The organism is Methylomonas koyamae, from assembly GCF_006483455.1.
In the GTDB taxonomy this organism is placed as follows: Bacteria; Pseudomonadota; Gammaproteobacteria; order Methylococcales; family Methylomonadaceae; genus Methylomonas; species Methylomonas koyamae_B.
Genome location: NZ_PPPU01000028.1, coordinates 33,595 through 47,258, shown reverse-complemented (window position 1 = coordinate 47,258; position 13,664 = coordinate 33,595). Strand labels below are relative to the sequence as shown.

The 13,664-nt window shown below is 55.8% G+C and carries 12 protein-coding genes; 4 read left to right on the top strand and 8 right to left on the bottom strand.

Features of this window, described 5'->3' with window-relative positions; translation table 11 throughout:
• Positions 1–3 precede the first annotated feature (3 nt).
• Entirely contained in the window at positions 4–648 is a 645-nt protein-coding gene (locus tag C2U68_RS15045) for a DoxX family protein (RefSeq protein ID WP_222101919.1), read from the bottom strand.
• Positions 649–731: 83 nt separating this feature from the next.
• On the opposite strand from C2U68_RS15045, the gene C2U68_RS15040 reads away from it, so the two are divergent.
• Positions 732–1,034, top strand: a complete 303-nt coding sequence (locus tag C2U68_RS15040; RefSeq protein ID WP_260839367.1) for a cupin domain-containing protein — start codon at positions 732–734, stop codon at positions 1,032–1,034.
• Here the strand turns inward: C2U68_RS15040 and C2U68_RS15035 are convergent.
• The gene (locus C2U68_RS15035) at positions 1,021–2,325 is read right to left on the bottom strand and encodes a DEAD/DEAH box helicase (RefSeq protein ID WP_140913290.1); all 1,305 of its coding nucleotides are present in this window, start codon (positions 2,323–2,325) and stop codon (positions 1,021–1,023) included. The genes C2U68_RS15040 and C2U68_RS15035 overlap by 14 nt on opposite strands.
• A 149-nt stretch (positions 2,326–2,474) precedes the next feature.
• Between C2U68_RS15035 and C2U68_RS15030 the strand changes: the two genes are divergently transcribed.
• Positions 2,475–2,831, top strand: a complete 357-nt coding sequence (locus tag C2U68_RS15030) for a PilZ domain-containing protein (protein ID WP_140913289.1) — start codon at positions 2,475–2,477, stop codon at positions 2,829–2,831.
• 3 nt (positions 2,832–2,834) lie between these two features.
• On the opposite strand, the gene rapA is transcribed toward C2U68_RS15030, so the two are convergent.
• The gene (rapA, locus tag C2U68_RS15025) at positions 2,835–5,600 is read right to left on the bottom strand and encodes an RNA polymerase-associated protein RapA (protein WP_140913288.1); all 2,766 of its coding nucleotides are present in this window, start codon (positions 5,598–5,600) and stop codon (positions 2,835–2,837) included.
• A gap of 201 nt (positions 5,601–5,801) precedes the next feature.
• Here rapA and C2U68_RS15020 point away from each other — a divergent pair, with 201 nt between their 5' ends.
• Positions 5,802–6,239, top strand: a complete 438-nt coding sequence (locus C2U68_RS15020) for an NUDIX domain-containing protein (RefSeq protein WP_140913287.1) — start codon at positions 5,802–5,804, stop codon at positions 6,237–6,239.
• A 60-nt stretch (positions 6,240–6,299) separates the two neighbouring features.
• Here C2U68_RS15020 and dapB read toward each other — a convergent pair whose 3' ends face one another.
• From dapB to hrcA, 5 genes are all read right to left on the bottom strand, one after another.
• On the bottom strand, positions 6,300–7,106 hold the full coding sequence (gene dapB, locus C2U68_RS15015) for a 4-hydroxy-tetrahydrodipicolinate reductase (protein ID WP_140913286.1): 807 nt from the start codon (positions 7,104–7,106) through the stop codon (positions 6,300–6,302).
• A gap of 3 nt (positions 7,107–7,109) precedes the next feature.
• On the bottom strand, positions 7,110–8,246 hold the full coding sequence (gene dnaJ, locus C2U68_RS15010) for a molecular chaperone DnaJ (RefSeq protein ID WP_140913285.1): 1,137 nt from the start codon (positions 8,244–8,246) through the stop codon (positions 7,110–7,112).
• Positions 8,247–8,374: 128 nt separating this feature from the next.
• Positions 8,375–10,312 carry a molecular chaperone DnaK gene (dnaK, locus tag C2U68_RS15005; RefSeq protein WP_140913284.1) on the bottom strand — a complete coding sequence of 646 codons (1,938 nt, stop codon included), beginning with the start codon at positions 10,310–10,312 and terminating at the stop codon, positions 8,375–8,377.
• Positions 10,313–10,383: 71 nt separating this feature from the next.
• Positions 10,384–11,022, bottom strand: a complete 639-nt coding sequence (gene grpE, locus C2U68_RS15000; RefSeq protein ID WP_140913283.1) for a nucleotide exchange factor GrpE — start codon at positions 11,020–11,022, stop codon at positions 10,384–10,386.
• Positions 11,023–11,071: 49 nt separating this feature from the next.
• Positions 11,072–12,112 (bottom strand): heat-inducible transcriptional repressor HrcA, encoded by a 1,041-nt coding sequence (gene hrcA, locus C2U68_RS14995; protein WP_140913408.1) that lies wholly within the window; start codon positions 12,110–12,112, stop codon positions 11,072–11,074.
• A gap of 324 nt (positions 12,113–12,436) precedes the next feature.
• Here hrcA and C2U68_RS14990 point away from each other — a divergent pair, with 324 nt between their 5' ends.
• A complete protein-coding gene (locus C2U68_RS14990; RefSeq protein WP_140913282.1) occupies positions 12,437–13,663 on the top strand; it encodes a response regulator in 1,227 nt (408 codons plus the stop codon).
• Position 13,664: the final 1 nt, after the last annotated feature.

The window sequence follows — 13,664 nt, the reverse complement described above, 5'->3', positions numbered from 1 at the left end:
CTATCAGTCAATTCCGTACCGGCGGCGCAACCAGTAATCGGCGCTGACAAAACGGCCACCGCCCAAGAAAAATAGAGCCAGCAGCATCACCAAATAAGTTGCGGCAAATTCGATACCGTTATTCAAAACGACCAACGCACCGTGTTCGGTGATCCATTCGTAGTCGCCTTGCGCCTGCAAAATTTCCTTGGCCCGCTCCAGGCGTTCGATCGCGCCGACCGTCCGGTCGGTGGCAAAAATTCCGCTGCCGGTGGCGATCGCCAGCCAACCGTTTTGCAAATGCGCGGTGACGGCGGCAACTGCCATGATCACCATCAACGGTAGGCAAATCGGCCGGGTCGCAAAACCCAATAACATACATAACGCTCCGACCAGTTCGAACAGCGCCACCAAAAACACCAGCACGTAAGGCGCGGGCAAACCTAAGCCCCAATCGCCATTGCCGAACCATTCGGCCGTATCGGAAAAACTAGCGAATTTCTTGGTGCCGGCCATCCAGAACACCGGGGCCAAATACAAGCGGATCAGCAGCGGTGCCAGAAAATCCAAGGCTTTGGCTTTGTCGCATAAGCGGCTGGACAGCCGCATCGCGTCGGGTATATTGCCGATGAAAGTCTGAATTAGTGTGTTAAACGGCGTAGTATTCATTCGTAACCTCCCCCAAATTTTTTATTTTTATCTGCCTTATGCGCATCAGCAGTTCGTCTATTTTTACAGGCATTCCAGTTCAGTTGCCAAATGAATTTTGCCAAACCTTGCTCGCCGCGCCCAATCTGCGCATCGAGCGCATCGTCTCGCGCGGGCATTTCACCGAAACGGATGCCTGGTACGATCAGGCCTGGGACGAATGGGTCATGGTACTGCAAGGCGCTGCGCGGCTGAGTTTTAAAACGGCGCCAGCGCTAGAGATGTCTTCCGGAGACTATGTGATGATCCCGGCACATTGCCAGCACCGGGTCGATTGGACCAGCCCGGACCAGGATACAGTCTGGCTGGCTATCCATATTGGCGCTGCCGCCGCTAACGAGGCTTAGCGGCGTTAGTGTTGCCACGGCGCGGTTTGCGCGGCTGGCTGCGTTTGCCCGGCTCGGGCTTTTCGGTACCGGATTGGGCGCGGCGCCCGGTTTGCTGCGGTTTGGACCGCGCCGCCACCGGCTTTGCCGGCGGCTTGGCGTTGCCAGACTCCAGCGACACTCGCGGATAACCGGTATCGGCGATGCGCGGAATCTGCCGTTTCAATAACTTTTCGATTGCCGCAAGCAGATGCGCCTCTTCCGGATCCACCAACGAAATAGCCTGCCCTTCGGCACCGGCGCGGCCGGTACGGCCGATGCGATGGACGTAATCTTCGGCAACCTGCGGCAAATCGAAGTTGATCACATGCGGCAATTGATCGATATCCAGGCCGCGCGCCGCAATGTCGGTCGCGATCAACGCGGTAATCGTGCCTTTCTTGAAATCGTCCAAAGCCCGAACCCGGGCGCCCTGACTCTTGTCGCCGTGCAAAGCCGCGCAGCGAATGCCGTCTTTGATCAATTGCTTACATAAGCGGTCCGCACCGTGTTTGGTACGGACGAAAACCAACACTTGTTGCCAATGGCCGTGACCGATCAAATACGACAACAGTTCGCGTTTGTACTCGCGCTGAATGCCGTAAACCAATTGCGAAACGGTATCTGCGGCCGCATTGCGTTTGGCCACGGCGATCTCGACCGGGTCGTTCAGCAATTGCTCGGCAAGTGCGCTGATCTCCGGGGCATACGTCGCCGAAAACAACAGGTTTTGGCGTTTTTCCGGCAACAGCGCGATGATTTTGCGAATATCGCGGATGAAGCCCATATCCAGCATGCGGTCGGCCTCGTCCAACACGAAATGCTCGACACTGGACAGATCCAAATGCTGCTGCTGAATCAAATCCAGCAAGCGCCCCGGCGTCGCGACAACGATATCGGTGCCGCGGCGGATTTTCTGAATCTGCGGATTGATACTGACGCCGCCGAAAATCGCTTCGGCAAACAAGGGCAGATGCTTGCCGTACGTTCTGACGCTTTCGTAGACCTGCATGGTCAATTCGCGGGTCGGCGTCAACACCAACACCCTGACCGGCCGCGGCTTTTGCGGAATCGGCTGTTGCTGCAGGATGTGCAGTAACGGCAACGTGAAGCCAGCCGTCTTGCCGGTGCCGGTCTGCGCCCCGGCCAACACGTCGCGCCCCTGCAAAATAACCGGTATCGCCTGCGCCTGAATCGGCGTTGGCGTCTGATAGCCTTGCTCGGCAACCGCTCGCAGCAGTTGCTCGGATAAGCCCAACTCTGAAAATAGCATGAATCAACCTATAACATGGCGCCCGCCAATCCGGACGCGAATCCAAAATATCCAGCATCGCTTTGCCAACCAAAAATCGGCAAAACCCGACTTTTTTATCTAAAATAACTACCCTAACAGGCAAGTTAATCTTTCTAAGGAGGCGCCCGATGACCGAGAAACGTAATCACCCAAGATTACAACCCAAAGGCCTGCAAGCCGGCCTGCGCTTTTACTCCGCTGAACAGGAAATCGCACTGGACGCCGATATTCTGGACATCAGTTGCAGCGGAATTCGCGTCAGACTGAAACAACCGATCGCGGCAGAAATCATCGGCCATATCAAAATTACGATGACGCTGCCCGAATCCGGTACCTGCTTCAGCGTCCACGGCATCCTGAAACACCAACAAAACGACTCCGAATGCGGCGTGCATTACGTGGATCACATCGACGGCTCTATTGACGATGTGATGTTCGAATGCATCGAGCTGGATAACTCCACCGTATTTATCAAGACGCATTGACCGCTAACTGGTAATCACGAACCGCACCGCATCCAGCCGTAACTGGGTATCCTGGATGCATTCGTGAGACAGCATGGTTTTCTGTTTCAGTTGTTCGATTTCTTGCGGTTTGATACCCGGATTGATCTTTTTCAAGCGCACCAGCCGCTTGATCTCGCCGGTCAAGGCCGCGATCATCCGATTGCCGCTCTCGGTAACCAACCTTTGCATCTGTGCCGCAGCCAGCCGCTCGGCCACCAGGATCATGTCCTGAATGTGCTGGCGCTGGCTGTGCAAAAACTGGGCTACCTGCAGTTTATCGAAGCTGTCACCGGTCTCGGTCAGACTATCGTGGCCGACGGCCGCCGTCAGATCTTGTTTGTTTTGGTCCACCAGAATGCGGATCGGCGTGTGCGGCAAAAACCGACCGAGCTGCAATTCGGCCGGTGCGCTGCATTCGGCCACGAACAATAGCTCCAACAAAAACTGGCCGGCTTTCAACTGCGGATGTTTGACCACGCTGACCGCCGCGTTACCGGTCTCGCTGGACAATACCAAATCCATCGCCGACAACACCATCGGATGCTCGGCCGTCAGAAACTGCATGTCCTCGCGGGCCAAGGCGATGTCGCGGTCGACCGTGACGGTCAGGCCGTCGTCCTGCAGCATCGGAAAATGGGCGATGCGCAAGTTTTCGCTGGGCCATAAGATGTAGCAATCCCGGGAATGGTCCTCGACATCGACCCCGTAACAATCGAACATCGCCTCCATATAAGGCCACAAACTGCCGTCCCGCTCGTTCTGATAGATCGTTTCCACCAAATGCGCCGCCTCCTGCGGCCGACAGGAATTGAGCTCCAGCAATAAATCGCGGCCCTTGTGCAATTCTTCTTCCACCCGGCTGTTCAAGTCGCGGGTTTTGGCAAGCAACGCTTCGATTGCGGCCGGCTCGCGCCCGTGCAATACCTGGTCCAATTCGCTGCCGAGCAATTTCAACACTTGTGCGGCCCCGGAACAATTATGTCTGAACGCATCCAAACCTTCCTCGTACCAACGGTAGAGCACGTGCTGGGCGCTGCCGACCAGATAAGGGATATGGATCTGAATCACGTGCTTCTGCCCGATCCGGTCCAGGCGGCCGATGCGTTGTTGCAGTAAATCCGGATTTTCCGGCAAGTCGAACAGAATCAAATGCCTCACGAATTGGAAATTGCGGCCTTCGCTGCCGATTTCCGAACACACCAACAACTGCGCCCTGCTCTCTTCGTCGGCGAAAAACGCGGCGGCGCGGTCACGTTCGACGATGCTCATGCCTTCGTGAAATACCGCCGCAGTATGACCGACATGGTGCCGTAGCAACTGTTCCAATTGGATCGCAGTGTCGGCCCGTTTGCAAATCAGCAAGGCTTTTTCGTCGCCCAACGCCTTTAATTTGGCAACCAGCCAATGCAAGTACGGACTGTTGGCCAAATCGGCGCTATCCTCGCTCTGCAACGGATAGGCGTGGCGTTGCCGGTCGGGAAAGCCCTGTACGGTATGCCGCGAATTGCGATACAAAATCCGCCCGGTACCGTGGTGATCCAACAATAGCTTGATTAACTCTTCGCGCGCGCCACCGTCTTCTGCGTTGACTTGCTGCAACCAGTTGTCGACATTGTCGTGCTGCAGCAACTTTTGCAACAGCGCTTGCTGCTCGGCATCCAATCTTTCGCCGGCTATCAACAGATTCGCCAGGCGGGCGACCGGCTCGAACTGGCTTTCCTCAGCCAGAAATTGCTGAAAATCGTAAAAACGGTCCGGGTCCAACAGGCGCAGGCGGGCGAAATGACTTTCCTTGCCCAATTGCTCCGGGGTAGCGGTCAATAACACCAAGCCCGGCGCCGCCGCGGCCAGTTGCTCGACGAACAGATATTCTTCGCTCGGCGCCTCCGCGCTCCATTCCAGATGGTGGGCCTCGTCGACCACAACCAAATCCCAGCCGGCATCCAGCGCCTGCTCGCGCCGCTCGGGAAAGTCAGCGAAGAACTGCTGGCTGCACAGAATCAATTGCTCATGCAGAAACGGATTGCCTTCGTCGGCAAACGACATGCAGCGCGACTCGTCGAACAGGCTGAAACGCAAATTGAAGCGGCGCAGCATTTCCACCAGCCATTGGTACATCAGGCTTTCCGGCACCAGAATCAAGACCCGCCGGCTCAGTCCGTTGATCAAGCGGTGCTGAATGATCAAACCGGCTTCTATGGTCTTGCCCAAACCGACCTCGTCGGCCAGCATGATGCGAGGCTCGGAGCGGTTTGCGGCCTGGTGCGCGATGTACAACTGGTGCGGAATCAGCGCAGCGCGGGCGCCCTGCAAGCCTTTGACGGCGGATTGTTGATGTTGCTGTTGCCGGCGCCAGGTCTCGTAACGCAGCAAAAACCAGGCGGTCGGGTCGAATTGGCCGGTAAACAAGCGATCTTGCGGCTTGTTGAATTGAATATGGTGGTTCAATTCCATTTCGTCGACTTGCTGCAACTGACCGTCTTCATCCAAGCCGATATAGGTCAGCAGGCCGGCGTGTTGCTGTACCTGCTGCACCGTGATCTTGGCGTATTCCACCGATTCGATAACGTCGCCTGCGCTGAACTGGACCCGCGTCAGCGGCGCATTGTCCTTGGCATAGACCCGCCGGTCGCCGGTGGCTAAAAACAAGACGGTGACGCGATTGGCTTCGGCCTCGACGACCATGCCCAAACCCAGTTCCGATTCGGTGTTACTGATCCAGCGTTGGCCGGGAATAAATTCGTTCATGTATTTCTTTTTTATTTAATTTCCAGTCGGCACAGACTCGAGTCATCGGTCGGTTCCCCGATAGCACTATAGTCCGGCCGGCAGACATGCCAAACCGAAAACGCCGTTTTGCTGAGCCACGCACATTTCGGCTACCGGTAAAAACCGGTATAAACTAACGCCAATCGATATTCTAACGTTTAACTCAGCCTCGTGACCGCTATGCCGAAACCGATTACACCGCTACTTGCCGCCGACATCCTGATCGAATTGATCGACCATCCGCAACGCCCGTTCGTATTGATCGAACGCAAATATCCACCCTATGGTTGGGCGGTACCCGGCGGCTTCGTCGACGTCGGCGAGACCGTCGAACATGCGGCGATTCGGGAAGCGAAGGAGGAAACCGGATTGGACGTCGAACTGACCACATTGCTCGGGCTTTATTCCAACCCGGCCCGGGATCCGCGTAACCACACCGTCACTGCCGTATATTTGGCAACGGCCCACGGCGAACCGTTGGCAGCGGACGATGCGAAAAATTGCGGATTGTTTACATTCGACAGTTTGCCGGCCGTTCTGGCTTTCGATCACGCCCAGGTTATCGCCGACTACCGGCATTATAAACTGGCCGGCGCAGTAACGCCGCTGCGAATATAAGATATTGCTGATTTTAAGACGTTGAGGCCGGGCTCGAACCCGGCCGCTACCGTGCCAGGCTCAAGTTTTCAAGCCCAGCACGTCCTGCATATCGAACAGGCCTTTGGGTTTGTCCGCCAACCAAATTGCCGCGCGCACCGCACCGTTGGCAAACGTCATCCGGCTGCTGGCCTTGTGGGTAATTTCGACCCGCTCGCCTTCGTCGGCAAACATTACCGTATGCTCGCCGACGATATCGCCGGCACGAATCGTCGAAAAACCGATGGTTTTGCGGTCGCGGGCGCCGGTTTCACCTTCCCGACCGTAGATCGCGCAGTCTTTCAGATCGCGCCCCAACGCGGCCGCGACGACTTCGCCCATCCGCAATGCGGTACCGGACGGCGCATCGACTTTATGGCGGTGATGGGCTTCGATCACCTCGATATCGGTGTAATCACCCATCACTTTCGCGGTCATTTCCAACAATTTGAGCGAGAGATTGACGCCGACACTGAAGTTAGGCGCAATCACCATCGCCACATCGTCAGCCGCGGCCGCTATGGCCGCTTTCTGCGCGTCGGAATAGCCCGTGGTGCCGATCACCACTTTTTTCCCGGCCTGACGGCAAATTTCGATGTAATTCATCGACGCGTCGGGCCGGGTAAAATCGATCAACACGTCGAAGCGGTCGGCAACCGCCGCCAAATCGTCGGTAACGCTTACCCCAGCCGGCGCCAGACCGGCCAATTCGCCGGCATCCCGGCCGACGGCCAGACTGCCCGGCCGCGATACCGCAACGGTCAATTCGGCCTGCTGGGCGGCCAGTGCCGCTTTGATCAAACATAAGCCCATGCGCCCGGAAGCGCCGGCAACCGCGATTCTTTGCATGGCTTATCCCGTCAGTTTGTCGAAGAAGTTTTTCACACCGTCCATCCAGCTATGCTCTTGCGGACTATGGTGTTTGCCGCCGCCGGACAAGGATTCGCCGAGTTTCTCGATCAAGGCTTTCTGGTCCTTGGTCAAGTGCACCGGGGTTTCCAGTTGCACTTTGCACAGCAAATCGCCGACTGCGCCGCCTCTGACCGGCTTGACCCCCTTGCCGCGCAAGCGGAACATGCGGCCGGTTTGAGTTTCCGGCGGAATTTTCAGCATGACCTTGCCGTCCAGGGTCGGTACTTCCAAATCGCCGCCCAGACAGGCCATCGGGAAACTGATCGGCACTTCGCAATACAAGTTGGCGCCGTCGCGGGTGAAAATCGGATGGTCCTTGACCTGAACTTGCACGTACAAATCGCCGGATGGGCCGCCGTTCAGGCCGGCCTCGCCCTCGCCCGCCAAACGGATGCGGTCGCCGGTATCCACGCCAGGCGGCACCTTGACATTGAGGGTTTTGGTTTCCTGGACCCGACCCTGGCCGTAGCATTTCGGGCACGGGTCCTTGATTTGCTTGCCGGTGCCGCGGCAGGTCGGACAGGTTTGCTGCACCGAGAAAAAGCCTTGCTGCATCCGCACCTGGCCGTGGCCGTGGCAAGTAGTACAAGTGACAGGACTGCTGCCCTTCTTCGCGCCGCTACCGTTACATTCGCCGCACGCGACCAGCACCGGTACCTTAACGGTGGCTTCGGTACCGCCGACTGCTTCTTCCAACGTCAATTCCAGGTTATAACGCAAGTCGGCACCGCGCTGTACGCTGCTGCGCTGCTGGCGGCCGCCGCCGAAAATATCGCCGAACACATCGCCGAAAATATCGCTGAAACTCTCGGCCCCGGTAAAACCGCCACGGCCGCCGCCCATTGACGGATCGACACCGGCATGGCCGAATTGGTCGTAAGCCGCGCGTTTTTTCGAGTCCGACAAAACCTCGTAAGCTTCCTTGATCAGCTTGAATTTTTTCTCGGCCTCGTCCGGATTATCCTTGTTGCGGTCCGGATGGTATTTCATCGCCATCTTGCGATAGCTTTTTTTAATTTCGGCTTCGCTGGCGTTGCGATCCACTTCCAGCAGTTTGTAAAAATCTTCTTTTGCCATAACGAGGAAAACCGCCGGCGGAAACCGGCGGTTAATTAAGATATTGAATTGAAAGAAGACGAAGCGACCTGAACCACGTTCGCGTCCGTCCTACCCTCTCTCAGGCGGCGAGAGAAACCGAGCGAACCTTACTTCTTATCGTCCTTAACTTCCTCAAACTCAGCATCGACCACATTGTGGTCGGGCTCGGCTTGTTGGCCGCCGGTCGCGTGTTCGTGACCACCGGCTGCAGCCGCTTCGGCGCCGCCTTTTTGGGCGTAGACGCGTTCGGCCAGTTTACCCGATAGCTCGGTCAAGGCATTGGTTTTGGCTTCGATGGCGTCTTTGTCATCGGTTCTCAGTACCGCATGCAGGTCTTTGATCGCCGCTTCGATCGCCGATTTTTCATCGCTGCTGACTTGGTCGCCCAATTCTTTCAGCGATTTTTCGGTGGCGTGAATCATGCCTTCCGCCGAGTTGCGCGCCGAGACCAGTTCTTTCAGCTTACGGTCTTCGTCGGCGTGGGCTTCGGCGTCCTTGATCATGCGTTCGACTTCGTCGTCCGACAAACCGCTGGAGGCTTTAATCACGATGGATTGTTTTTTGCCGGTGGCTTTGTCTTTGGCCGAGACGTTCAAGATACCGTTGGCGTCGATGTCGAACGACACTTCGATTTGCGGAATGCCGCGCGGTGCCGGCGGAATGTCCTGCAAGTCGAACCGGCCCAGCGATTTGTTGCCGGACGCCATTTCCCGCTCGCCTTGCAACACATGCACGGTGACCGCGGTTTGATTGTCGTCCGCCGTCGAGAAGGTCTGCGAGGCATTGGTCGGGATCGTGGTGTTTTTCTCGATCAGCTTGGTCATTACGCCGCCCAGGGTTTCAATACCCAGCGACAGCGGAGTCACGTCCAGCAGCAACACGTCTTTAACGTCGCCGCCCAGTACGCCGGCCTGAATCGCTGCACCCAACGCCACGGCTTCGTCAGGGTTGACGTCTTTGCGCGGTTCTTTGCCGAACAATTCCTTAACGAAAGCTTGCACTTTCGGCATCCGGGTTTGACCGCCGACCAGAATCACGTCGTTGATTTTTGCTGTGGAAATGCCGGCGTCTTTAATCGCCTGCAGGCATGGGCCCTTGGTGCGCTCGATCAGATCGTCGACCAGCGATTCCAGTTTGGCGCGGGTCAGCTTGACGTTCAAGTGTTTCGGACCGGAGGCATCGGCGGTGATGTACGGCAGATTGATGTCGGTTTGTTCAGCCGAAGACAATTCGATTTTGGCTTTTTCCGCTGCTTCTTTCAGCCGTTGCAAAGCCAAAGGATCGTTGTGCAAATCGATGCCGGTGTCTTTTTTGAACTCGCCGGCCAGGAAATCGATGATGCGCAAGTCGAAGTCTTCGCCGCCCAGGAAGGTGTCGCCGTTGGTCGCCAATACTTCAAATTGGTGCTCGCCTTCGATTTCGGCGATCTCGATGATGGAAATATCGAAAGTACCGCCGCCCAAGTCATAGACCGCGATGGTGGTGTCGCCTTTCGGTTTGTCCATACCGAACGCCAACGCTGCCGCAGTAGGTTCGTTGATGATGCGTTTGACGTCCAGACCGGCGATACGGCCGGCATCTTTAGTCGCTTGACGTTGCGAATCGTTGAAATAAGCCGGTACGGTGATGACCGCTTCGGTGACTTCTTCACCCAAAAAGGCTTCGGCGTCTTTTTTCAGTTTCATCAACACCCGGGAAGACACTTCCGGCGGCGCCATTTTTTTACCGTGGCATTCCACCCAGGCGTCGCCATTGTTGGCTTCCATGATTTTGTAAGGCACCATTTTGATGTCTTTTTGCACCGCGTCTTCTTTGAAACGACGACCGATCAAACGTTTGATCGCAAACAAGGTGTTTTCCGGATTGGTGACCGCCTGACGCTTGGCGGATTGGCCGACCAAGACTTCGTTATCGTTGGTAAAGGCGATAATGGAAGGCGTGGTGCGGGCGCCCTCGCTATTTTCGATGACCCGCGCGGTGCCGTTTTCCAGTACGGCGACGCAGGAGTTGGTGGTTCCTAAATCGATACCGATCATTTTGCCCATTGAAATTCTCCAGACTTGAATAAGAGGTAAGTTAAAAAGTTGTTAGCGATATGCGGTTGATCGTTGGATTTTCAAGCCTGCTCATCGATTTTTGCACTATCGGCGGGTTTGTCGGCGGCCTTGGCCACCACCACCATGGCCGGGCGTAACAACCGGCCGTTTAAAACGTAACCTTTTTGAAATACGTTCAATACCGAATTCGGTTCGGCCGTTTCGCTGGGCTGCATCACCATGGCCTGATGGAATTCAGGATTGAACGGCTGGCCTAACGGATCGATGGTTTCGATATTGAACTTGGCAAACACCGATTCGAATTGTTTGACGGTCAGCAAACTGCCCTCGCGCAACTTGACCACTTCCGGGCTGTCGCCGCTGGCGGCCTGAATGCCCAATTCCAGACTGTCCAGCACACTGAGCAATTCTTTAGCGAATTTGGCCAAGCCGTATTTACGTTCGTCGTCCAAATCCTTTTGTACCCGTTTTTTCAAATTCTCCATTTCGGCTTGGGTCCGCAACGCTTTATCCAGATTAGCCGCCGCCTGTTGCTGAGCTTGTTCCAATTGCTGGCGTAAGGACTCGATGCCAACCGTCTCTTCGCCTGCCGTTTCTTCTGCCGCCGCTTCTTCGAAGGCAGGTTTGGTTTGCTCCAATACTTCGGCGATCAATTCGCTATCGGGTTGCTGTTCGTGACTCGATTGCTGGTGACTCATAGTTTCTCCATGGTTCTAATTTTTTGAGTTGGGCTAACGATAAGGGCTTTTATTTCGGATTCAAGGCCGCGCCCAATAATTTTGCGGTTACGTCGACGAACGGAATCACCTTTTCGTAAGCCATCCGGGTCGGGCCGATCACGCCGAGCACGCCGACCACTTCGTCGTTGACCGAATACGGCGCGGTCACCAGGCTGCAACGCTCGAACACGCTGTAGCCGGACTCTTCGCCGATAAAAATTTGGACGCCGTCAGCCTGCAGACATTGGTCCAACAAGTGGATTACGCCGTGTTTTTGGCTGAAGGCTTCGAATAACTGTTTGAGCCGCTCCATATCTGACAGCTCGGAAAAACCCATCAAATTGGTTTCGCCGCTCAACACATAATCGTCGTCGGGCTGCTGCGCGAAGGCCAATTGCGCCATATTCACCGCATCGATCATGCCCTGGTTGACCGAATGCCGATCTTTTTCCAGGTCCTTCACCACCAATTCCCGAATCTTGGCCAGACTGCGGCCGGAGAAAACCGAGTTCAAATAATTGGCAGCCTGCTGCAATTCGGCCGCAGAGAATTGTTTTTCGGTGTGGATGATCTTGTTATGAACTTCTTCGGTGTCGGTGACAAAAATCACCAGAATCCGGGTGCTGGACATCGGCAAAAATTCGATGTGCCGCAAGGAAACGCTGTCGCGCCGCGGCAAAGTGACCACCCCGGCCATTTTGGTGACGTCGGACAACAGCTTGGAGGCCTTGCCCAATAGATCGCTGGCCGTCTCGGTCTCGCTATGCAACCCGGCCTGTAACTGGTCGAGTTCGTTGGAAGCCAAAGGTCTGACAGTCAGCAGACTGTCGACGAACAGACGGTAGCCGCTGACCGTCGGCACCCGCCCGGCGGAGGTATGCGGCGAATGGATCAAGCCCATCTCCTCCAAATCCGCCATCACGTTGCGGATGCTGGCCGGACTCAATTTCAAATTCGGGTCCTTGGAGAGCAAGCGCGAGCCGACCGGTTGGCCGTCTTGGATATAACGCTCCACCAGGGTTTTTAGCAAATAAAGCGATCGTTCGTTTAAATCCTGTCCGCCAGCCACATTCGATACCTTCAAAATTCGTTAGCACTCCACATTGCCGAGTGCCAGCAGCAAAGCTATCAGTTGCCCAAAACCTTGTCAATGTCGCTAAATCCTCGCCGACACCCGACAGAACCGGCGGTGGACGGCATTTTTGGCGGCAGCGTCGATTTCCAGCCGATTGGCGTCAGACAAAGTGGCCGCTCTTATCTAAACTTAGCGCTCCTGACTGCTGACTCGCCCCGACCGATGCCTTTCATTCCGAAACGCCAAACCGATTATCGCTTGCACTGTTCGCGACACCCGGCTGCGAGCGGAACCACTGGGCCGACTTAAGGAAAACGCGTGGACGCCAAAAAACACATCCTATTTGTCGATGACAACGAAAATGTGATTAGCGGCATTCAACGTCAACTGCGACCTTACCGCGAACAATGGAGCGTGTATTTCGCCACCTGCGGCAAACAAGCCTTGGAGATCATGCAGCATCAACCCATCGATTTGATCGTCAGCGACATGATGATGCCGGAAATGCGCGGCGACGTGTTGTTGAAACGGGTGGCCGACATCTACCCTGCTACGGTGCGTATGATCCTTAGCGGCTACGCCGACGAAGAAACCTTGAGCCGCGGCCTGGAAGTGGCCCACCAGTACTTGACCAAACCCTGTAGTGCCGAAGTATTGCGGGAAGCAATCACCCAAGTTTTCAAAACCCAGGATTACGTCAATAACCCGCGGATCGCGGCGGAAGTCGGCGAAGCCAGCCATTTACCGAGTTTGCCGAAAATCTACCACGACCTGAACGCCGCTATTGCCGACGAACGCGTCACCAACTTGCAAATCGCCGAAATCTTCGCCAAGGACATGGTGCTTTCCGCCAAGCTGCTGCATCTGGTCAATTCGCCGTATTTCGGTCTGCAACGCACCGTCTCGAATCTGACCGACGCAATTAATCTGATCGGCCTGAAAAAACTCAACAGCCTGGTGTTATCGGTCCATATCAAGACCGCCTTCCCCGTCAGCGACCCGGAAATGGAGCGCTACATGGAATACCTGTGGCAAGACGCCAGCCGGGTTGCAGAACTGGCAAGGCTGATCTCACTATCGGAACAGCAAACCGGCGACAAGCCGGATCAGGCCTATGTCGGCGGGTTATTGCACAACATGGGTTTGCTTATTTTCATGTCGCGCGGCGGGGACAAATTCAAAATGCTCCGGGAGCAAACAACCCGCAGCAACACCCCCGTGGCCGCACTGGAAACTGAGATTTTCGGTTTTACCCGCTCAGCTGCGGCAGCTTACGTCTTGAGTTTATGGAAAATTCCTGCCCTGATCGTGGAATCGATCCTGTGGCAAAACGCGCCAAGCGAATCCGAATACCAGACGGTCAATGAGTTAACCGCAGTGCATGTCGCGGCTTGCCTGGCAAATCCGACAGAACGGCCGGGCAACGACCGCTTGTTCGAGATGCAGTTGGACCAAAGCTACCTGCAGCGAATCGGCCGACTGCATCGCCTCGCCGATTGGCAGACGCTGGCCGAAAAAGTAACCGCGTTCTTCGAAAAAAAATAGG

Excerpts from the sequence above, each read along its gene's own strand:
- C2U68_RS15045 (WP_222101919.1), bottom strand. The coding sequence starts at position 648 with ATGAATACTACGCCGTTTAACACACTAATTCAGACTTTCATCGGCAAT.
- C2U68_RS15035 (WP_140913290.1), bottom strand. The coding sequence starts at position 2,325 with ATGCTATTTTCAGAGTTGGGCTTATCCGAGCAACTGCTGCGAGCGGTT.
- C2U68_RS15030 (WP_140913289.1), top strand. The coding sequence starts at position 2,475 with ATGACCGAGAAACGTAATCACCCAAGATTACAACCCAAAGGCCTGCAA.
- rapA (WP_140913288.1), bottom strand. The coding sequence starts at position 5,600 with ATGAACGAATTTATTCCCGGCCAACGCTGGATCAGTAACACCGAATCG.
- C2U68_RS15020 (WP_140913287.1), top strand. The coding sequence starts at position 5,802 with ATGCCGAAACCGATTACACCGCTACTTGCCGCCGACATCCTGATCGAA.
- dapB (WP_140913286.1), bottom strand. The coding sequence starts at position 7,106 with ATGCAAAGAATCGCGGTTGCCGGCGCTTCCGGGCGCATGGGCTTATGT.
- dnaJ (WP_140913285.1), bottom strand. The coding sequence starts at position 8,246 with ATGGCAAAAGAAGATTTTTACAAACTGCTGGAAGTGGATCGCAACGCC.
- dnaK (WP_140913284.1), bottom strand. The coding sequence starts at position 10,312 with ATGGGCAAAATGATCGGTATCGATTTAGGAACCACCAACTCCTGCGTC.
- grpE (WP_140913283.1), bottom strand. The coding sequence starts at position 11,022 with ATGAGTCACCAGCAATCGAGTCACGAACAGCAACCCGATAGCGAATTG.